Below are 21,207 nucleotides of genomic sequence, written 5' to 3' on the forward strand. Positions count from 1 at the left end.
CTTCTGGAATATTTGAATATCCAACAGTAAACTTGAGTTGTTTTACTGCTGCTGAACCTCCCGGAAGCTGATAACCAATATTTATGAGATTAGCAGATAGTGATACAATGGTAGAATCAAACTTTAAAAGATTGTCGGAGCTAATTCCTTCCAGATTCTTGTATGCCAATACGCAATCTTTAAAAAGTTGCTCAAAATAACTTACATCAATGGTTGAAAGACGCTCGCTTATTGAACTATGGCTGATTTTACTACCCGGATATTTATTCTTTAGACTTTGAAAAACCATTGATTCATAAGCAGATTTCATAGTCCTTAAGCTATTTTCCTTACGACTCAATAGGCAATACAACAGTAGTTTTAAAATAACTTCCCCTTGTAGCTTTTTTGTATAATGGTCAACATTGGTAGAAACTGCCAGACGTTCAAGGCTGTTGGACGGAATCAAGCGTAGCAATGCGTCAACTTTCATGCACTTGAAACGAAAAAATTATCAAATTCGTCTAATTATGCTTATTTCTTCCGAACACCTGTGGTCAGGCGACCAACAACGGCGAGGGTGTGGCGCCAACGTTATATAATTTACAACATCTCACAGACGATCAAACTAAAACTTTATACAAAAAATTATATTGGGACCCAATACATGCAGATCAAATTATTGACGGCGATCTTCGATTCTTATTATTCGATTTCTTTGTAAATTCTGGAGGAAATGCAGTCAAAGTATTACAGAGAACAATAAATGAAACGGGGGGAGCGCCAGTAGCGGTTGATGGCGTAATGGGGGCAAATACACTAAACGCAATTAATGCCATAAATCCAATTACTTTATACAATAACTTTAAGTCTAATTGTAAGCTTCCCTAAACTCCGGCCATTTGAAAGTTAGCAAAACTGTTAAGTTAGTTCTTTTACTTTTCTGAAAGAAACTATGAACGATTCTCAAGTTTTCAATTAACGCGAAAAATCTATCTCCCATCATACTAAAACCCTTTAATCAATCCTGTGTATGTAATAACTAAACATATTACCGATAGTGTTTTGATGGTAGCTGTAGTTATACCTGACTGCATGACAAACCTGATCTTTATTTCATTTTGCATTTTTAAAAAATTTCTAAAAATCAGCCTGCCCAGCCTTCACGATCCAAACTTCTATAATGAATCGCTTCCGCTAAATGCTCCGGCTGTATATCTTCACTACCCGACAGATCAGCAATGGTTCTGCTCACTTTTAAAATACGATCATACGCTCGGGCGCTAAGATTTAATTTTTCCATCGCGCGTTTGAGTAAGTTTTCACCCACACTACTGATCCTACAAATTTCCCGAAGCTGTTTACTACTCATTTGTGCATTGGCATACACACCATTTTCTCCATTGTATCGCTGTGATTGTATCTCTCTTGCTTTGATCACACGTTCGCGAATGCTTGCAGAGTTTTCTCCTTGTTGCTGATTACTGAGTTCACTAAATGCAACGGGGGTTACTTCTACATGCAAGTCAATCCTATCTAATAATGGACCGGATACCTTGTTTAAATATTTCTGAACCATACCCGGTCCGCAGGTACATTCTTTTTCGGGGTGGTTGTAATAGCCGCAAGGGCAAGGATTCATCGACGCAATCAACATGAAATTTGCAGGAAAATCAAGGGCAATTTTGGCTCTTGAAATCGTTACCCGTCTTTCTTCCATCGGTTGACGCATCACTTCTAAAACCGTTCTTTTAAATTCAGGTAACTCATCTAAAAATAAGACCCCATTATGCGCCAATGATATTTCACCCGGTTGAGGAACACCACCACCACCTACCAATGCCACATCACTTATCGTATGATGTGGTGACCTAAACGGACGCTTACTGATCAATGCACTATGCTCCGGTAATTTACCTGCAACGCTGTGGATCTTAGTTGTTTCGAGTGCCTCTTGTAAACTCAGCGGAGGCAGAATGGTAGGTAAACGTTTCGCCAACATAGTTTTACCTGCACCGGGTGGACCAATTAAAATAGCGTTATGTCCACCGGCCGCTGCAATCTCCAAAGCGCGTTTGATGTTTTCTTGTCCCTTTACATCAGTGAAATCAAATTCAAATAGATATTGATCGCCAAAAAACTCTTCTCGTGTATTGACGATCACAGGTTGTAAACTGTTTTCATCTGCAAAGAATGCTACCACTTCATCCAAATGTTCTACGCCATATACATTCAAGTTGTTCACCATACCTGCTTCACGTGCATTGGCTTTGGGTACAATCAATCCTTTAAAACCTTCCTTTCTCGCTTGAATGGCAATGGGTAAAGCACCCTTGATAGGTTGAATACTTCCATCCAAACTCAATTCTCCCATGATCACATATTCTTTCAACGCCTCAACATTTTCTAGTTGCTCACTGGCACCCAATATCCCTAATGCAATGGGCAGATCAAAAGAAGAACCTGATTTTCGAATATCAGCCGGAGCTAGGTTCACAACGATCTTAGTACGTGGCATATCAAAATCATTCGTTTTGATAGCACTCTCTGTTCTTTGCAAACTTTCACGAATCGCATTATCGGGTAATCCAACAATCTGGTACCCTTGTCCGGCACTCACATTCACCTCAATCGTAATTGTAATCGCTTCCACACCATAAACAGCGCTGCCGAATGTTTTTACGAGCATAAAGGGAAAGTAAAAAGTAAAAAATCAAAATTCAAAAGTCAAAAGAAAGGAAAAATACAGAAGCAAAAACCAAGATGAGTAAAACAGGTAATAATACACGTAGAAACACCTGATTGATCTGTGATTTTTAGATCTGTGATTTCTTGATTTTTTACTCCTTCAAATCAAGAAATCACAGATCTAAAAATCAAACTTCTAAAGCTTCTCAAGCAGCTCCACCACCCCCTCTCTCTTCAAAATCAAATACCCCAATCTGTCATTGCTGATGCCTTCTTTTAATTGATAGCTGAAGACCAGTTGTTCATCTTGTACACTGGTTTCGAAATAGCGGAATTGAATATTGCTGTATTGTTGCAGTGGTTCTCCTATTTCATATAAATGCGTGGATAAGATAAACAGTACATTTTTCATTTTGCGCAAACCCTCAATCACTGTAGTACTACATTTCATAGCATCTTGTACATTGGTTCCCTTGAAAAGCTCATCAATAAGAATGAGCCAGTTTCTACCATCACTGATTTTTTCAATGGTATTGCGGATACGTTGTACTTCATTGAAAAAATAGCTTTCTCCTTTTATGATATTGTCGACCACATTGATATTACTCAGTAATCCATCAAACAAACTCAACTGCATCTTGGTTGCAGGTACTGCCATACCTAAATGTGCCAGATATACACTCACGCCTACCGCCTTGATAAAGGTACTTTTCCCCGCCATATTTGCACCCGTTAAGAACAGAAAATTCTTATCGCGACTCATATCCACATTGTAAGCAGTAGGCGTTTGTAATAGTGGGTGATACAATCCTGTTGCTTCAATAAAAGGTTGTGCAGACTGGCTCACTTCCGGGAATGAAAAATGATATTTTTTACAAGCGATACTTAAAGATAGAAATGCATCGATTCGACTATAAATATCAATCAATTCAAAAATCTGATTTTTATAATGCGAACGAATGAAATCTGCATAACTGAGGATACGCCAATTGACCAGGTCTTCTTTTGATTGTGTGCCGATCTCAGGAATCAATCCTTTATTCAACAACATATCAATTCTCTCTGCCCATATTTTCAACTGTGTACTATTGCTACTTTCTTTTAACAACGCACTGACCTGCATCATTCCTTTGATAAAATCAATACAATGTGTGAGGGTATACCGTGTCAAAGAAAAATCAGGTGCATTGAAAAGCTTATACGTGAAACTATTGAATACATTGGGCTGTGTAGGATACTTATTGATCTGCGATTCATAAAAACGAACAATCACCATAATGGTTCCATTGGTAATAGAAGTCGGCCATTGATCGCTCACTTGCATCAGGTCCTTAATGATCTGTTGATTGCTGAGAATGGCATCTACAGTGGCTAAAGGCTTTGACACGATATCATACAAATAATCTCTACCACCACCGGTTTGCGTATGATCTAAAAAATGAACAACCGATAATTCTTCCTCACTATGAAAAATGGAGAGGTCAGCTAGTGTGGTTTTATCTATTTGCATATGATTGGTTTTTTGGTCGATGGTCCATAGTCCATGGTAGATTTTTTACCATGGACTATGGACCATCGACTATCTCTCAAAGCTCAACCTCATTCCCCTCTTAGACTCATCAAATACCCCTTTTCCATAAACAGGATGTCCATTCACAAAAGTGTAGTTGATGGTTGCGGGGAGTGTCATGCCTTCGAGCGGGCTCCAGCCACATTTATAAAGAATATTGTCTTTTTGAATGGTATTCGATTGATGCATATCTACCAGTACCAAATCTGCAAAATATCCTTCACGAATAAATCCTCTTTCCTTGATCTGAAAACACTGTGCTACAGCATGACTCATTTTCTCTACAACTTTCTCAATACTAATTTTTCCTTCTTTCACATAATGTAACATGAGTCCCAGCGAATGTTGGATCAATGGTAATCCGGCATGGGCATGTTCATAATCTTCTTGTTTCTCCGCCCAGGTATGAGGTGCATGGTCTGTGGCGATGACATCCAAGCGATCATCTAGTAAAGCTTCCCATAATGCTTGTCTATTGTGGGGTGCTTTGATAGCGGGATTACACTTGATCTGATTACCCAAACGGGCATAATCATCACTGGTAAAATGGAGATGATGTACACATACTTCCGAAGTAATGCGTTTATCTTTTAACGGAAGCATGTTGCCAAAAAGCTGCAATTCTTTGGCTGTCGTAATGTGCAGGATATGTAATCGCGTATTGTACTTTTTTGCGTATTGAATGGCCCGGAAAGAGGATTCAAAACAAGCATCTTCATTTCGAATGATCGGATGATCAGAAGGCTCGAGAATACCTTTTTTAGCTTTTAGTGCAGCCAGGTTTTCTTTAATGATACTTTCTTCCTCACAATGGGTAGCAATTAATACTTCAGAACCTTCAAATACTTTTTCCAGAATCAATGGATTATCTACCAACAAATTCCCGGTAGAAGAGCCCATGAATATTTTGATACCACAGATCTCATTTTTCTTTTCATTGGTTCGTAGCACTTCATCCAGGTTATTATTCGAAGTACCCATGAAGAATGAATAATTGGCCAGTGAAGTATTTCTTCCGGTTTCATATTTCTGTTCCAATAATTCTTGAGTAAACGCAGGTGGACTGGTATTCGGCATTTCCATAAAGCTGGTAACACCACCTGCCACAGCTGCTTTTGCCTCCGTGTAAATAGTGGCTTTATGGGTAAGTCCGGGTTCGCGAAAATGAACCTGGTCGTCTATTACACCGGGTAAAAGATATTGCTGACTACCATCGATTTCTACTGCATTTACAGCAGGGTTTAGTGAGCCGCCAACTTTTTCGATTCTGGAATTTCTGATCCATACGTCACCATGTGTAATCGTTCCTTCGTTTACAATGGCGGTATTTTTAATGATATAATCTTTCATAAGCAATGCATTAGCAATGCTGCAATTTATTACATCATGAGCAGTAAACCTCAATCTTCCAAATGAATAGAGAAAATGATCATGCGGGATTGAATCTTATCCAAAACATTGGAGTATTTAAGATTCCGATCATATTGATGAATATTGGATAACCCATAACTGAATTTGATCTCCGGAGAAACGGTTACAAAGGGCAAATAAAAATTAAAACCGATGCCTGTTTCAAAGCCAAAATCATTTCTTTTCAGTTTTAGCAGGTCCTCTGATAAACGAGCAGATGAATTACTGGATAAGTCTGTATCTAGTTTAATACCCCCTAACAAATAGGTTCTGAAATTACCGATACGGTCGGAATTGAATTTAAATTGTAATGGTAAGCTGATGAGTGTAGCCGGTAACGTTTGTTTTTGAAAAGAAGCTTCTCCCGGTTTCGTAGGCCCTAAACGATAAGCCATAAATTTTGAGCCGCCAATGATCAGTTGCGGATTGGCACGAAATTCAAATCGATTGGTCATTTTAACCGTTGCTAAAAGTCCCATTACAATACCACCACTGGCTCCGGGTTCAACAGATAAGACTGAATCGGATTGCAGAAAAAGGGGTGATTTATTTTGATGGAGATAGGAACTATTATAGCCCAATGTCAGACCAAAATAATAAGGCAGGTCATCGTGATTAGGACGATAACGTTGCTTCTGCGCCCCTACAGACACAGAAGAAAAAAGGATGACCGCAAACAGGATTACTTGCTTCCGCAATAAATAGTGCATATGCCGAAACTGAGTTTTTTCAAATAAGTTTGAGTAAATCCTGCTTCATGCATAATATTTAAAAAGTTTTCTCCTTCAGGGAAGGCTTGAACACTATCGTTCAGGTATTGATACGCATCTTTATTATTTGCAAATAGTTTTCCTACACCCGGTGTAATCACATTGGTATAAAAATCACACATTTTTCTGAAAAGTGGCTGTTTTGGTCTGGAGAATTCCAGAACCACCAATTTTCCACCCGGACGAAGTACCCGATACATTTCTGACATTCCCTTATCCAAGTGAGCGAAATTCCGAACACCAAAGGATACGGTAATGGCATCAAAATGGTTATCGGGGAAATGAATGGTTTCACTGTCTCCGGTTTGAAGGCTGATGTGATCGGTCAGGTTTAGTTTTTTCAACTTCCCTCTTCCGAGTTCCAACATCCCTTCAGAAATATCTATGCCAATGATCTTGTTGGTTTTAAGCATCTGATGCGTCATAATGGCTACATCAGCAGTACCAGTTGCCACATCCAATACCAACTGCGGATGAATATCTTTCAGTTGTCTGATTGCCTTTTTCCGCCATTGGATATCTATACCCGCTGTCAGAAAACGATTTAAAAAATCGTATCGGAAAGCGATACTGTTGAACATCTCTGCTACCTGCTCCTTTTTTCCTTTTTCACTTTGCTGGTAAGGAACCACCTCATCGTGCGCAAACTTTGCCATAAGGCAACAAAGATATTGATTTCCATCCTGAAGGTCAGTCATTGTTGCGTTATAGCCCTTAAAACAGGGGTTAATGTTTCGCAAATATTGATTTTGAACTGTTTTTCTCGATGGTTGGAAAGCCGCGAAGGCTTATTATCTTCGTTTGAATGAGGGCTCGAATTTATAAATCAACGGGTAGTTGGTATATCGCTAAAGGGGAAGACGGACGTTTGTACAATGCCCGTATCAAAGGTGTGATGAAAATTGAGGGGATCACGTCTACCAATCCTATTGCAGTGGGTGATGAAGTAGAAATGGAGATTGAGGAGGTAGAAGAAGAGTCTGCCATCATCAGTACCATTCATGATCGGAAGAATTATGTGGCCCGTATCTCACCTCACAATAAACATTTGCATCATATCATTGCATCTAATCTGGATCAGAGTTTATTATTTGTAACCTTAAAAGACCCTAAAACCTCTCAGGGTTTTATGGACCGATTTTTAATCTCTTGTGAAGCCTATCATGTTCCGGCTATCATCGTTTTTAATAAATCAGATATCTATCGCAAAAAAGAGATGGAAAAATTTGAACAGTTACAAGATATCTATACAAAGATTGGTTATCAAGTATTGCTGTGCAGTGTTGAAAAAAGGGAAGGATTAGAAGTGCTTAAAAACATACTTCATAACAAAACATCTTTACTCAGTGGACATAGTGGTGTGGGAAAATCAACCTGTGTGAATGCATTGTTTCCTGAATTCAACTTGCGTACACAAGAAGTGAGTGGATGGAGTGGCAAAGGAATGCATACCACCACTTTTGCAGAAATGTTTGACCTACCGGGTGGAGGTCACATTATTGACACCCCGGGTGTTCGTGAATTTGGTCTCGTTGATATAGAAAAAGAAGAACTTGCACATTATTTTCCGGAAATGAGAAAAAAGATGAATGACTGCCAATTCAATAACTGCATGCATATTGAAGAACCCAATTGTGCGGTGAAAAAAGCAGTGATGCAAGGAGAAATTTCTGAAGAAAGATATATCAGTTATAGGACGATATTGGATACGATGGGGGAGGAATATTAGTTGATAGTTGATAGTTGACAATTGACAGAGAAAACAGCAATATTCTTGTTCCTATCAACTGTCAACTAACATCTGTCAACCCTACTTTCCTTCCTGAAACCAAGAAGCATACATCACATAGTTATTTGAGATGCGTTTGATTTCTCCGTTGATGAGTTCTTGGGAAATATCTTTCACCTTTTTAGCAGGAACACCTGCATAGATACAGCCTGCTTCCACAACAGTTCCTTCTAATAGTACAGCACCTGCGGCAATGATGGAATTGCTGTGAACAACACAACGATCCATTACAATGGCGCCCATACCAATGAGTACATTATCATGAATGGTACAGCCATGTACCAAGGCATTATGTCCGATGGATACGTTATTTCCGATTTCAGTAGCATTTTTTTGATACGTGCAATGGATGACTGCACCATCCTGAATATTCACTTTATTACCCATTCGGATATAATGAACATCGCCTCTTACTACTGCATTGAACCATATACTACAATCATCACCCATGATCACATCACCAACAATGGTGGCATTGGGCGCAATAAAACAATTTTCACCAAATTGAGGATGTTTACCAAGGACGGGGAGGATTAATGGCATTTTTTTTAGTTGACAGTTGATAGATAATAGTTGACAGATTGTTTAAAGTTACAATCAAAATAGTTAGATCGTATACTTTAAATCAAGAGAATATAACTGAAGCGAACCGCCTTGTATTTAGGCGTTTGGAAATATATTAGCGGCATTATATTTTGCAAAATTGGAGTAAAATATAATACATGACTTACTATGAAAATTTAATAGTTTGGAAAAAATCGATGGAGTTGGTAGGCGAAGTATACAGGGTTACAAAACTATATCCTCGAGAAGAATTGTACGCTCTTACAGCTCAATTACGTAGAGCAGCTGTATCTATTCCGGCTAATATCGCAGAAGGTTGTGGTCGTAATTATAAAAAGGATAGTATACAATTCTTCCATGTGGCTAGAGGTTCAATGTATGAACTTGAAACTTTACTGAAGATAGCGGTATTAATAGAAATAGTACCCCAAGAAGAGGTTCAAAAAATTATTCCTTTATTGCATGAATGTTTAAGAATACTCAATGGGTTTATTACCTATTTCGAGCAAGGCCTGCTTAAATAGTTACTATCTTTATTTCGTCTTAATCATTGCCAACGAATTTTTTCTGTCATCCGTCAACTATCATCTGTCAACTCATGAATAACAGGGAACTTTTTCTTCAACATGTTGCCCAGACGTCTTCTGCTCCGATTGGGTTAGAGATCACTAAAGCAAAGGGCATACATCTTTGGGATACCTCGGAAAAAAAATATGTTGATCTCATCTCCGGTTTTAGTGTTTGTAATATCGGTCATAGCCATCCTGCTGTGGTGAAAGCTGTTCAGGAACAGGCTGCTGAATACATGCACTTGATTGTTTATGGTGAGTTTATAGAAAGCCCACAAGTACAATATGCAAAACTGCTGACTAATCATCTACCTGCTTCTTTGAACTGTGTATACTTTACCAACAGTGGTGCTGAAGCTACAGAAGGGGCTATGAAGTTGGCTAAGCGTATCACTGGAAGATCTAAAATGATTGCTTTCCATAATGCTTATCATGGAAGTACACACGGAGCCTTGAGTATTATGGGAGGAGAATATTGGCGCAATGCTTTCAGACCTTTATTGCCGGATATCTTGCATTTTAATTATGATGATGATGCAGTACTTGAATCCATCGACTCATCTGTTGCCTGTGTGATCCTAGAAACGGTTCAAGCAGAAAGTGGTATTACCGTTCCTCGCAAAGAGTGGTTACAAGCCATCAGAAAAAAATGTGATGAACACTGTGTGCTACTTATTTTTGATGAAATTCAAGCAGGCTTTGGTAGAACCGGTACCGTTTGGGCATTTGAACAATTCAATGTTGTGCCCGATATTTTACTACTAGGAAAAGCACTAGGTGGCGGCATGCCTTTGGGTGCTTTTATTGCCGATAAAAAATTAATGTCAACTTTAACGTACAATCCTGTACTCGGACATATCACCACTTTTGGTGGTCATCCTGTGAGTTGTGCAGCCGGTAAAGCAGCTTTTGAAATATTATTATCAGGTGATTTGATCGCGAGCGCTAAAAAGAAAGAGCATATTTTACAAGAAGAACTCAAACATCCGGCTATTCTCGCAAAAAGTGCACATGGCTTATGGATGTCGCTGAAGTTTAAAGATGATTTTACCAATCAAGCCATCGTACATCAATGCGTAAAAAATGGATTGATTACGGATTGGTTTTTGTTTGCTCCCGATCGTTTGAGAATTGCACCACCACTGATTATTTCTGAAGATGAACTCTCTGCAGTATGTGCAATGATTATTAAGAGTATTGATGAAGTTCTTAGTAAATCTTAGTTGACAGTTGACAGATGATAGTTGACAGATTAAAACTATTTCCTCCTGTCAACTGTCATCTGTCAACTATTATCTGTCAACTAACTACTACTAACAGGGCCCCATTCTACAAAACCTGCTATACAATTTTTCATAGAGAGGAATGATATTCTTGATATCAAATCTGCATGCTTGTACATAAGCAGCTTTTTTCATGGTCTCCAGTTGTTGATCATCTTTCAGAAGATTATTGGCAAACTTGCTCATGGTGGCTACATCACCTACATCGGCCATAAATCCTGTTTCTCCTTGAATATTGATTTCTGTTAATCCGCCGGCATTTGAACTAATCACTACTGTTCTCGCAGCCATGGCTTCTAAAGCTGCCAAACCAAAACTCTCATATTCAGAAGGGAGTATAAAGACATCGCTTACCGCTAAAATATCCTCCATCTGCTCTTGCTTCCCTAAAAAGCGAACGTCGTCTTCAATCCCCAATTCTCTGGTTAACTCTTCTGTGCCGGGTCTTTCAGGTCCATCACCCACCATCAACAGTTTGGCAGGCATTTCTTTTCTGACTGCTGCAAATATTTTTACTACATCAATCACTCTTTTCACCTTGCGGAAATTGGATGCGTGGATCAATATTTTTTCACCATTGGGCGCAATCACTTTTCTAAATGCATCAATCGGCTTTTTATCAAATCGTCCAACATCAACAAAGTTGTGTATGACTTCTATCTCCTTCTGGATATGAAATGATTTGTAGGTTTCTTCACGCAGATTATTCGATACTGCAGTTATCGCATCGCTTTCATTAATCGAAAAGGTTACAACCGGTTCATAGGTTTTGTCTTTGCCTACTAAAGTAATATCGGTACCATGTAAGGTTGTGATGACGGGAATATTTCGATTGGTTTTTTGTTTCACAATCTGTTTAGCCATATAGGCAGCAGAAGCATGCGGTATGGCATAATGCACATGTAGCAAATCCAGGTCATGATTCATGATTACATCTACCATCGTACTGGCCAATGCTACTTCATAAGGCGGATAATCAAAAAGCGGGTAGGTAGGAACGCGCACTTCGTGATAAAAAATATTGGCATTAAAGACATTCAGTCTTACCGGTTGTTGATAAGTAATAAAATGTACCTGATGACCTTCATCTGCCAGTGCCTTTCCCAATTCCGTTGCCAGTACGCCACTACCACCAAATGTTGGATAACAAACAATTCCTATACGCATATTCGATTTTTGAATTTTTGTCCGAAGGACCCCTTCGGGGATCTTTGATTTGACGATTCAACGCTACCAATATTGTATTATTATACACTGTGTAACTCAGTGTAAACCTCTGTGTGCTCTGTGGTTGATTATTAAGTATGCAAAGAAAACACTCATACAATACCAGGATAACCAACAATAAATCCATCCTTCAAAGATACCCGCAATTAACAATATTTATCACAATATGGTTCTCCGCTCATCAAAGGCTCAGAAAACATGACAAATCATTAACTTTAGCGGTATGAAAAAAATATACTTTCTATTATTATTACTGCCATTTGGCGGCTTTGCACAGCAGGAAGACGCTGCTGTCATCAAAAAGATATCAGATGAAATATTGAGAAATGGGAAGGCTTATGACCTTCTATACCAATTAACCAAGCAAGTAGGTGGAAGAATAGCAGGTTCCCCCCAAATGTATAAAGCCGAAGCTTGGGGTGAAAAAGCACTCAAAGAAATGGGAGCAGATAAAGTGTGGTTACAGGAATGTATGGTGCCTCGTTGGGTAAGAGGTGCAAAAGAAGAGGCAAGGGTTGTAACGATCGACGGGAAAAAAGTCAACAGAGCTTTGGATGTACTCGCATTGGGAAATTCTTTAGGAAATGGAAAACCCGTGACAGCACAAGTCATTGCCTTCAATAGTTTTGATGAGATGGAAAAGAGGAAGGAAGAAGTGAAGGGTAAGATCGTTTATTTCAATCATTCTTTTGATCCCACCAATATCAAACCCTTTGTTTCATACGGACAAACAGGTGTATCGAGAAGAGCAGGTCCGAGTATGGCTGCTAAATATGGTGCTGTTGGGGTGATGATTCGTTCTTTAACGGAATCAACAGCCAATGATCCACATACAGGTAGTACTGCTTATAATGATTCATTCCCTAAAATTCCTGCTATTGCTATGGGTCCCAGAGATGCTGATTATATCTGGGAATTGACTAAACAATCCTCTTTTAGCGTTTCTATGAAGACAAGCGCAAAATTTCTTCCGGATACTATTGGGCACAACGTGATTGGAGAGCTCAGAGGAACCACTTTCCCGGATGAAATCATTACTGTTGGTGGACATTTGGATAGCTGGGATGTGAATGAAGGTGCACATGATGACGGCGCCGGAGTAGTACATACTATTGAAGTCATGCGCGCATTGAAAGCCATCGGCTATCAACCCAAAAGAACCATTCGCTTTGTACTATTTGCCAATGAAGAAAATGGAATGCGTGGTGGTAATAAATATGCAGCTGAAGCCAAAGAAAAAGGAGAGAAACACATTTTCGCACTGGAAAGTGATGCAGGTGGATTTACACCCAGAGGTTTTGGTTTTACAGCGCCTAAAGATAAACATGATAAAATGCAGTCCTGGTTACCCTTGTTGAAACCTTATGGAACAGAAGATATGTCTGGTAGTGGCGGCGGCGCAGATATCGGTCCGCTGAATCGAACATTTGGTACACCGATTGCCGGTTTCATTCCCGATCCACAACGTTACTTCGATCTGCATCATGCAAGAACAGATGTATTTGAAAATGTCAATAAACGAGAGCTGTTACTAGGCGCTGTGAATATGGCAGCATTGATTTACCTTGTAGATAAATATGGTTTATAAATGACAACCAAACAAAAAATCATCTGGACCACTATTATCATTGTATTCGTAGCGCTTTCAGGATTCATTTACTGGCGTTATTATTTTGTTTATGCAGAAGGAACCAAAGCCGGGTTATTGAATACCTTTCAAAAAAAAGGAGTTCTTTTTAAAACCTGGGAAGGGAAAATTATTCAAAGTGGCTTTCGTGCCAATGTACAAAGCAATGAATTCGATTTTAGTGTTACCAGTGAATCTGTTGCTGAACAGTTATTGCGTTGTTCGGGCAAAGAAGTAGAACTCCATTATAAAAGATATATAGGTACATTACCCTGGCGCGGATTGGAACGAAACATCGTAGATAGTGTGTATGAAGTGCGCGGTGCTGCAACCGAAAGTATCATTGCTCCCAAATAATCCTGAATCTCTCTGCGGTCTTATACCGCAGAGAAATGAGGGCGCGGAGTTGGCGCTGAGATTTTGAAATGATTAGGCTTGTAGTAAAAAGATTGCTAGCTTTTTATGGATATCAGGTTGATCCTGCTTCCATTGACGGATTGATTTTGTTTTGATGGATTCAGTTGCAGCTGTAATATCTACAGCTATACATAGTTTTGTCTCGGGTTTACAACTTTGAAGAAGATCATTGATGAGCGCATTATTGCGATAAGGGGTTTCAATGAATAGTTGTGTACAGTTTCGTTTCAAAGAATCTGCTTCCAGTTCTCGAATTTTTTTCTTTCGCTCAGTTCCATCAATAGGCAAATAACCATGAAACTGAAAACATTGTCCATTCATACCACTGGCCATTAAAGCCAGCAAAATAGAACTGGGTCCTACCAATGGTTTCACTGTAACGCCAATACTTTGTGCCGCTTCTACAAGTATTTGTCCCGGATCAGCAATACCCGGGCATCCTGCTTCACTAATAATGCCAATATTCTTGCCCGCTTGTAGCAGTTGAATAAATGTCTGTTTTACTTCAGCCTCAGCCTTATGTATGGTAAACCATTGATAGTCATCAATGATCATCTCTCTCCATAATTTTTTTAGAAAACGTCGGGCAGTTTTTTCCTGTTCTACAAAAAAAACAGAGCAGTCTTTTACGGCATCCAGAATATAAGGAGGAATTGTTTCAACCGCATCTTCATACAAAACCGTAGGAATCAGGTATAGCTTTCCAAACTGCATATTATTGCTTTGAACTATTGGGATAGGTACTGAGTGTTGCAGCTACTACTGCATAAGATGGAGCAAGTATCCAACCGATGATCGGAAACATGTGCATCAAATAAAATATAAAGCCATTCCCAATGGCAAGTCCTTTATGATTGCCAATATAAAAAATACTTTCAGCCGGCGATTTTTTTTGACGCTCCATACTGTAGTCAAGCATAGAGAATCCGTAATAATAACATTCTACCAGCACAGCTAAAATAGGAGTGAGCCATCCGATGAGTGGGATAAGACTTAATAATAAGATGGATAATACATACACTGTTTGCCACACACTATTTCTCAATGCGAGTTTAATACCACGCAAAATATCTTTCCCCAATTGAGCGAAACTAAATGGGAAATCTTTTCCTTCAATGATCGATGCTGTTTTTTCACTTAAATATGCAAATACAGGTGAGCCAATGATCAGGAATAAAAATTTGAACAAGGAGAAATACAGCAACATCAATACCAGCCATAATAAAGCGGTTCCAAAAACAAAGAGAAAGCCAACAAAACTATTAGAGAATTGATCAATCCATCCTCGTAAACCGGTCTTCATTGCCATCCACTCAATAAAATCTCCGGAAGTTTGTCCAAAATAATACATACCGGTTAAAAACAGCAGGGTATACAACAGGCCTGGAATAAGGATCCATTTCCAGAGTTTATGTTTGATGATAAACTGATGGGCTTGTGAATAGGATTGTATCGCAATAATAAGTTCCTTGAGCAAGCTGAGGGGATTTTAATGCACTAAGTTAATGTATTCAGTATGTTTATTCTGTGAAACCTTTAAATGAATATTATAGAAATAGATTGCCACTTGATTTCTACCGAAACCATAATGTTTGTGCGGTAGCCAAACAGCTCATTGGTAAAATATTGGTCACTTATTTTGAGCATACATTAACTGCCGGTAGAATTGTTGAGACGGAAGCATATAATGGGGTAATTGATAAAGCTTCCCATGCTTATGGGGGTAGATTCACCAATAGAACAGCGGTGATGTATGAACCCGGTGGAATTGCGTATGTGTATCTCTGTTATGGTATTCATCACCTATTCAATGTAGTTACCAATGAAGCATCTATTCCGCATGCGGTTTTAATTCGAGGTATTGAGCCGATAGATGGTGTGGAGCAAATGTTGCAACGCTTTAAAAAAACAAAGTTCGACCCTAGTATAGGCAGGGGTCCGGGTAATGTAACAAAAGCCTTGGATATCAAAACGGATCATACAGGAATGTCATTACAGGAATCTGCTCTATTTATATCGGATGATGGCTGGAAAATATCCAAAGCAAACATATTGGCTACTCCTCGAATTGGGGTTGATTATGCTGAAGAAGATGCGTCATTGCCTTATCGATTTATGCTGAAAGGGAATCTACATGTCAGTAAATCTCCATTTAATGGAGGGAGATTTAAAACTTAGGACAGTTGATGACCTTATCGGATGAAGGCCTTCTGATATAAATCAGAGAAATCTCTATGCCACCTCTGTTTTGTGAAGCTGTTCTTAGTTGAGAAGAGTTATAATCATAAGTGGCACCAATTCGGAAATCATCAAATTCAATACCGACATAAGGGATAATGGCATCTTTCAATCTCATCCATGTACCCACATATAAACTCGTGGCCTTGATATCATCCGGATTAGCACTGAATTGTAAAGCAGCTCCCAGCATGGTCGAAGAAGCACTCCCTTGAAACATTTGCATTCCACTCATGTGTAAGGTTGTGGTATTACCCACCGGAAAATAAGTGCCTGCATGAAAAGTGGTTCTTGTTGGTAATAAATATTCAGCGCCGGTAAAAGATTGTTTAGGTTTATTGATGTGATACATACTGACGCCCATATAAAAATTATTACGGTCATTGGTGTTGCCGTTGTACAAAATACCGGCATTGATATCTACATATTTAGAATTCAGCGTACCGGTATTGAATACTTCGGAAGTAACACCCGTGAAACCTGCATTGGTCAGCTGATCTTCAAACTTGAGCATATGGGTATTGATCAGCATATTCGCGTAAGTCAATTGGAATCCCGCACTGAGTTGATGATATCCTTCTTCATCCAAACCCTTATGATAAGCTGTGCCTACAGAAGCGTAATTAAATTTTACAGCACCATTGGCGCTATTGTCTGTTAAGCCCATAAATCCAACACCCCAAGTATCATTAGAAGCAATTCGGTCTTGCATGATCTGAAAATCGATGGAAGCGGTAGCTGTTGTATAAGCTTTTTCAATACTAGGCCACTGGTTACGATAATTACCTGCGACACGATAACTGCCATAAAATTTTCCGGTGAAAGCAGGATTGAGGGTTAGAGGAGAAGAAAAAAACTGAGAAAAATTAGGGTCTTGTGCTAATGCATTTTTAGTGAGCATTAACAGTAGTCCTAAGCAGCATATTTTAGTCAGCTTTTTCACAAGAGGTCTAATTTAGGATAATCTTCCTGAAAGAGATACGTTCGTTTAGAAGATTAGGTTGTCCTTAACGTCCATCTTTGACCCTGAAAAAGCGATGATCGCTGCACTAATTAGGATTGATTTTTGGTTCCGAAGGCTAAATCGCCCGCATCTCCAAGACCAGGAACAATGTATCCTTTAGCAGTTAATTCATCGTCAATATCCCCGCACCAGATATGAATATCTTCTCCGCAATCTCTATGAATCAACTCTATACCCACGCTGCAAGCAATAGCTACCACTACATGGAATTCTTTGGGAGTACCCTCATCTTTCATGTATTGGATGGTTTTTACAATAGAAGCACCGGTAGCCAGCATGGGGTCGCTGATGATAACGATACGGTTGTCTAATGACGGACAACTCATGTATTCCAGACTGATTTCAAAAGAGCCGTCTCTATGGTGTTTTCTATAAGCAGAGACAAAAGCATTATCTGCCCGATCAAAGTAATTCAGCATACCATTGTGCATGGGTAAACCTGCTCTAAGAATAGTAGCCAATACCGGTTGTTGTTCCAATATCTTACTATCATGTGTACCCAATGGGGTAGGTACTTCGGTTACCTTGTAGGGCATACGCTTGCTAATTTCATAAGCGGCAATCTCTCCGATACGTTCCAGATTTCTGCGAAAACGCATACGGTCGCCTTGGATATCTACATTTCTTAATTCCGATACCCAGTTACTAACAAGGCTATGTTCCTGACTTAGGTTTACGATCATGGCATGATAAGATTGAAGGCTTCAAAACTAAAATCTATCTCTTGGAATCGGAAATTTAAGTTTTTCGAGCTGTTTCAATGGCTTTAACGTCTTCAAAACGGTAAAAAGATTATTTTGGTAGAAATAAACCCTTATGCAAAAATTAGGCAGCATATTGATCATCATTGTCTTATTGAGTGCTTGTGAGTCAAAGAAAGAAGAGAAGAATTTTGAAAAAAGTTATGAGACAGTAAAAGAAACACTTGCTGAAAAGGAAAAGAATAACCCTAAAAGATTTTTGATGGTCACCAATCGTGATAGAAAAAATCTGATCGGACAAACAGTGGTGATGGGATCTATTTCAAATAAAGCAACAGTTTGCTGGTACAAAGATGTGGAATTGCGATTATCGTTCTTTAGCAAAACAGGTGCAAAATTGGATGAAGGATTGGAAACGATTTATGAAAATATTGGACCCGGACAAACAGTCAAATTCAAAACCAAATATTTCGCACCTAAGGGAACGGATAGTGTTGCCATCTCCATAAACAAAGCAATCGGCGATATTTCAGGGGCTGAGTGATTTTTAACCAAACTCTGCGTCCTCCGTGGTTAAAAAATCACACAAACTCAAACCGATCCCCATCAAACAAACCTTTATCACTAAGCTTAAGATGTGGAATGACGAGTAATGCCATAAAGCTTAATGTCATAAAAGGCGCTTGCAGTTTTGATCCCAATGATTTTGCCATTGCATCAATAGCCGTATACGCTTCAGCAACTTCATATCCATCTGAAGTACTCATTAACCCCGCAACAGGAAGCCCGAGTACCTGGTATTGCTCATCATTTACATAACAACTCACACCACCCTTTTCAGCGATCACTAAATTGATGGCTGCTGCAAGTGCAGCATCATCTGCACCTACTGCAACGATATTGTGACTGTCATGTGCAACTGATGAAGCAATGGCCCCATGCTTGAAGCCAAAATTTCGAATAAAACATTTGGCTACCGTTGCCTGATGATAACGATTCACTACTACCATCTTTAAAATATCTTGAGCCGTATCAGCTACCCATTCATTATTGATCAGTTTACCGGCCAGCTCTAATTGATTGGTGATTAATTGTCCGTCTAATGCTTCGATTACCGGTATCAATCCATTTTGAGAAGGGTAGTCGTCTTTACGTATAGTTAAATCCTGCACAGTAACAGGTTTACAGTCAAACTGATTGATGGTGGTAGCAGGAACAGATGGTATTAAAGTCTTTCCCTCTTTAGCAACCAATATTCCATCCACATAAGTCTCTAGTACCTTAAAATGGGTGAGATCTTTTACCACAATAAAATCCGCAGGATCATGCTCGTTCAAAAGTCCAATCGGTAAACGGTAATGTAAAACCGGATTGATACAAGCTGCTTTTAAAACATTGAATACATCTAAGCCTTTAGCAACTGCTCGTGCACAAAGATCATTGATATGTCCGGTCACCAAACTATCCGGATGTTTATCATCACTGCAAAAAAGCGTATGGTTAGGATGATCATCTACCAATTCAATCAATGCTTCAAAATTCCTCGCAGCACTTCCTTCGCGAATGATGATTTTCATGCCATGCTGTAATTTATCAACCGCTTCTTCCAATGTAAAGCATTCATGATCGGTAGAAATTCCTGCTTCAATATAGGCTTTTGCAGCATCACCACGTAAACCCGGTGCATGTCCATCTACCGGTTTGCGCATACGATGAGCTGTTGAAATTTTCTTCATCACTTCAGGGTCCTGGTTCAATACACCCGGGAAGTTCATCATCTCACTCAGGTAGGCAATTTCAGGTCTTTCCAGAAGGGCTGTAACCGCTGTACTGTCAATCATAGCGCCTGCTGTCTCAAAAAGGGTAGCAGGTACACAACTGGGTGCCCCAAAATTAAATTTGAAGGGAACTTTTTTCCCGTTCTCAATCATAAAATCAACCCCTGCAATACCACAAACATTCGCGATCTCATGTGGATCGCTCACGGTACCCACCGTTCCATGCACAACCGCTAGTCTGGCAAATTCTGAAGGAATCAGCATACTACTTTCAATGTGAACATGACTATCAATGAAACCGGGAAGAATGAATTGATGAGGCACCATCTCATCCGTTTTTTCAATGCGAGAGATATGTCCATCTTGAATCCAAACATAGGCCGGATATATTTTTTTATTGTGTATATCTACCAGTTTTCCTGAAACCTGAAATGAATGTTGCATACTCATATTACGAAGATAGAAAAAGCGGATAGATGTAGAGGAAGTTGACAGATGATAGTTGACAGTTAGGTGATTGCTTATGGGTAATGGCTTATAGCTTTTTTCTTTCTGCCAACTGTCAACTATCATCTGTCAACCCTCTTTCTTCCGTTCATCAAATCTTTTCTTAAATAACGATACAAAAGATTCTACAGCGATAAAGTCTCAGTAAGTTTACGTTTTACAGAATGAAATCATATGAAAAAGGTATTTCTATCCCTGCTTTTTGTGGCAGCAACGATATTCACTTATTCACAAACCGTAGAAGAAGTGATGGCAAAATATGAAGAAGCCAATGGTGGTAAAAACAGGTTAAAGGCTATCAAGACTTTACAAATGGAAAGTGTAATGAAAATGAACATGATGAACCAAAGTTTTGATATCAACCTCAATAGTATTCGTGAAAGAGGAAAATTATACCGCAGACAAATGGGTGGTATCATGGGTATGGGCAATTCTTGGACAATGGTGACAGATACTGCAGGATATGTATTGATTCCCGCCATGCCTAATTTCGGTGGTCCTAGAGGAGGCGGTGATGGACCTGCGAATCCTTCGGGCCCCACCATTTCTAAAATGACGGGCGATGATCTTAAGAAGCAGCAACATGAATTGGATTGTGCCGGTCCCTTTCCCATGTTGATCGATTACGCTAAAAAGGGATACACAGCTGAATTACAAGGCACCGGTAAAGTGAATAAAGAAGATTGTTACAAAGTTAAGCTCACCATGAAAGACGGATTGAGTGCTGTATTCTATATCAACACCAAAAACTATCTTGTTCAACAAGTAGATGCTATGGATGAAATGGCTGCCGCATTAACAGGATTCGGGAGTATGATGCGTATGATGGGAGGAGGTAGACGTAGCTTGAAAGCATCCATTTTGTACAATAGTTACAAAGACATTGGAGGAATTCAATTTCCCATGAAACAAATCATTAATATTGGGCCTGTTGAAACAGTGATTGAACACCTCGATATCAAAATGAATGAGCCCGTTGACGAAGTTTGGTACCGGGTAAAATAGTAACATAGTCCATAGTCGATAGTCTATGGATTATGGTCTATGGACTATCGACTATCAACCA

Annotated in this window: 22 protein-coding genes; 9 read left to right on the top strand and 13 right to left on the bottom strand. The window is 39.3% G+C overall.

Translation table 11 applies throughout. The features are described 5' to 3' along the window. The coding region (locus tag ACTIEV_RS08430) for a hypothetical protein (protein ID WP_439516349.1) at positions 1-472 on the bottom strand (472 nt) is incomplete at its 3' end. An 89-nt stretch (positions 473-561) separates the two neighbouring features. Between ACTIEV_RS08430 and ACTIEV_RS08435 the strand changes: the two genes are divergently transcribed. Beyond that, the gene (locus ACTIEV_RS08435) at positions 562-870 is read left to right on the top strand and encodes a glycosyl hydrolase 108 family protein (RefSeq protein ID WP_416194662.1); all 309 of its coding nucleotides are present in this window, start codon (positions 562-564) and stop codon (positions 868-870) included. Positions 871-1,126: 256 nt separating this feature from the next. Here the strand turns inward: ACTIEV_RS08435 and ACTIEV_RS08440 are convergent, their stop codons facing one another. The 5 genes from ACTIEV_RS08440 to ubiE all read right to left on the bottom strand — a co-directional run bounded on the left by ACTIEV_RS08440 (position 1,127) and on the right by ubiE (position 7,073). Further along, positions 1,127-2,668 carry a YifB family Mg chelatase-like AAA ATPase gene (locus ACTIEV_RS08440; protein ID WP_322194834.1) on the bottom strand — a complete coding sequence of 514 codons (1,542 nt, stop codon included), beginning with the start codon at positions 2,666-2,668 and terminating at the stop codon, positions 1,127-1,129. A gap of 195 nt (positions 2,669-2,863) precedes the next feature. Next, positions 2,864-4,177, bottom strand: coding sequence for a MutS-related protein (locus ACTIEV_RS08445; protein ID WP_322194836.1), 1,314 nt, complete (start codon positions 4,175-4,177; stop codon positions 2,864-2,866). Positions 4,178-4,246: 69 nt separating this feature from the next. Further along, a complete protein-coding gene (locus tag ACTIEV_RS08450) occupies positions 4,247-5,587 on the bottom strand; it encodes a dihydroorotase (protein ID WP_322194838.1) in 1,341 nt (446 codons plus the stop codon). Positions 5,588-5,637: 50 nt separating this feature from the next. Beyond that, the gene (locus ACTIEV_RS08455) at positions 5,638-6,357 is read right to left on the bottom strand and encodes a porin family protein (RefSeq protein ID WP_322194840.1); all 720 of its coding nucleotides are present in this window, start codon (positions 6,355-6,357) and stop codon (positions 5,638-5,640) included. Then, the gene (gene ubiE / locus ACTIEV_RS08460) at positions 6,330-7,073 is read right to left on the bottom strand and encodes a bifunctional demethylmenaquinone methyltransferase/2-methoxy-6-polyprenyl-1,4-benzoquinol methylase UbiE (RefSeq protein WP_322194842.1); all 744 of its coding nucleotides are present in this window, start codon (positions 7,071-7,073) and stop codon (positions 6,330-6,332) included. Before ubiE ends, ACTIEV_RS08455 begins: the two co-directional genes overlap by 28 nt. Positions 7,074-7,222: 149 nt before the next feature. Between ubiE and rsgA the strand changes: the two genes are divergently transcribed. Next, positions 7,223-8,146, top strand: coding sequence for a ribosome small subunit-dependent GTPase A (rsgA, locus tag ACTIEV_RS08465; protein WP_322194844.1), 924 nt, complete (start codon positions 7,223-7,225; stop codon positions 8,144-8,146). A gap of 81 nt (positions 8,147-8,227) precedes the next feature. Here the strand turns inward: rsgA and ACTIEV_RS08470 are convergent, their stop codons facing one another. After that, positions 8,228-8,749: a gamma carbonic anhydrase family protein gene (locus ACTIEV_RS08470; protein WP_322194847.1), complete on the bottom strand. Its 522-nt coding sequence runs from the start codon at positions 8,747-8,749 to the stop codon at positions 8,228-8,230. Positions 8,750-8,928: 179 nt separating this feature from the next. On the opposite strand from ACTIEV_RS08470, the gene ACTIEV_RS08475 reads away from it, so the two are divergent. Further along, positions 8,929-9,294, top strand: coding sequence for a four helix bundle protein (locus tag ACTIEV_RS08475; RefSeq protein ID WP_322194849.1), 366 nt, complete (start codon positions 8,929-8,931; stop codon positions 9,292-9,294). Between the two features lie 74 nt (positions 9,295-9,368). Beyond that, entirely contained in the window at positions 9,369-10,562 is a 1,194-nt protein-coding gene (locus ACTIEV_RS08480) for an aspartate aminotransferase family protein (RefSeq protein ID WP_322194851.1), read from the top strand. Between the two features lie 90 nt (positions 10,563-10,652). Here ACTIEV_RS08480 and bshA read toward each other — a convergent pair whose 3' ends face one another. Next, positions 10,653-11,789 (bottom strand): N-acetyl-alpha-D-glucosaminyl L-malate synthase BshA, encoded by a 1,137-nt coding sequence (gene bshA / locus ACTIEV_RS08485; RefSeq protein WP_322194853.1) that lies wholly within the window; start codon positions 11,787-11,789, stop codon positions 10,653-10,655. A gap of 283 nt (positions 11,790-12,072) precedes the next feature. On the opposite strand from bshA, the gene ACTIEV_RS08490 reads away from it, so the two are divergent. Next, the gene (locus tag ACTIEV_RS08490; protein ID WP_322194855.1) at positions 12,073-13,437 is read left to right on the top strand and encodes a M20/M25/M40 family metallo-hydrolase; all 1,365 of its coding nucleotides are present in this window, start codon (positions 12,073-12,075) and stop codon (positions 13,435-13,437) included. After that, positions 13,438-13,833, top strand: a complete 396-nt coding sequence (locus tag ACTIEV_RS08495) for a hypothetical protein (RefSeq protein ID WP_322194857.1) — start codon at positions 13,438-13,440, stop codon at positions 13,831-13,833. Positions 13,834-13,905: 72 nt separating this feature from the next. Here ACTIEV_RS08495 and ACTIEV_RS08500 read toward each other — a convergent pair whose 3' ends face one another. Both ACTIEV_RS08500 and ACTIEV_RS08505 read right to left on the bottom strand, forming a co-directional pair. Then, a complete protein-coding gene (locus ACTIEV_RS08500; protein ID WP_322194860.1) occupies positions 13,906-14,607 on the bottom strand; it encodes an SAM-dependent methyltransferase in 702 nt (233 codons plus the stop codon). Between the two features lies 1 nt (position 14,608). Further along, positions 14,609-15,370 carry an EI24 domain-containing protein gene (locus tag ACTIEV_RS08505; RefSeq protein ID WP_322194862.1) on the bottom strand — a complete coding sequence of 254 codons (762 nt, stop codon included), beginning with the start codon at positions 15,368-15,370 and terminating at the stop codon, positions 14,609-14,611. A 50-nt stretch (positions 15,371-15,420) separates the two neighbouring features. On the opposite strand from ACTIEV_RS08505, the gene ACTIEV_RS08510 reads away from it, so the two are divergent. Beyond that, positions 15,421-16,071, top strand: a complete 651-nt coding sequence (locus ACTIEV_RS08510; protein WP_322194863.1) for a DNA-3-methyladenine glycosylase — start codon at positions 15,421-15,423, stop codon at positions 16,069-16,071. Here ACTIEV_RS08510 and ACTIEV_RS08515 read toward each other — a convergent pair. Both ACTIEV_RS08515 and upp read right to left on the bottom strand, forming a co-directional pair. Then, entirely contained in the window at positions 16,061-17,074 is a 1,014-nt protein-coding gene (locus tag ACTIEV_RS08515) for a PorP/SprF family type IX secretion system membrane protein (RefSeq protein ID WP_322194865.1), read from the bottom strand. The genes ACTIEV_RS08510 and ACTIEV_RS08515 overlap by 11 nt on opposite strands. 110 nt (positions 17,075-17,184) lie before the next feature. Further along, positions 17,185-17,838: a uracil phosphoribosyltransferase gene (gene upp, locus ACTIEV_RS08520; RefSeq protein WP_322194867.1), complete on the bottom strand. Its 654-nt coding sequence runs from the start codon at positions 17,836-17,838 to the stop codon at positions 17,185-17,187. A 133-nt stretch (positions 17,839-17,971) separates the two neighbouring features. Here upp and ACTIEV_RS08525 point away from each other — a divergent pair, with 133 nt between their 5' ends. Next, entirely contained in the window at positions 17,972-18,400 is a 429-nt protein-coding gene (locus ACTIEV_RS08525; RefSeq protein WP_322194869.1) for an FxLYD domain-containing protein, read from the top strand. Positions 18,401-18,437: 37 nt separating this feature from the next. Here ACTIEV_RS08525 and ade read toward each other — a convergent pair whose 3' ends face one another. After that, positions 18,438-20,084, bottom strand: coding sequence for an adenine deaminase (gene ade / locus ACTIEV_RS08530; RefSeq protein WP_322194871.1), 1,647 nt, complete (start codon positions 20,082-20,084; stop codon positions 18,438-18,440). Between the two features lie 231 nt (positions 20,085-20,315). Here ade and ACTIEV_RS08535 point away from each other — a divergent pair, with 231 nt between their 5' ends. Then, positions 20,316-21,146 carry a hypothetical protein gene (locus ACTIEV_RS08535; RefSeq protein WP_322194873.1) on the top strand — a complete coding sequence of 277 codons (831 nt, stop codon included), beginning with the start codon at positions 20,316-20,318 and terminating at the stop codon, positions 21,144-21,146. Positions 21,147-21,207: the final 61 nt, after the last annotated feature.

It is taken from the genome of Sediminibacterium sp. (genome assembly GCF_051861365.1).
Classification (GTDB): domain Bacteria; phylum Bacteroidota; class Bacteroidia; order Chitinophagales; family Chitinophagaceae; genus Sediminibacterium.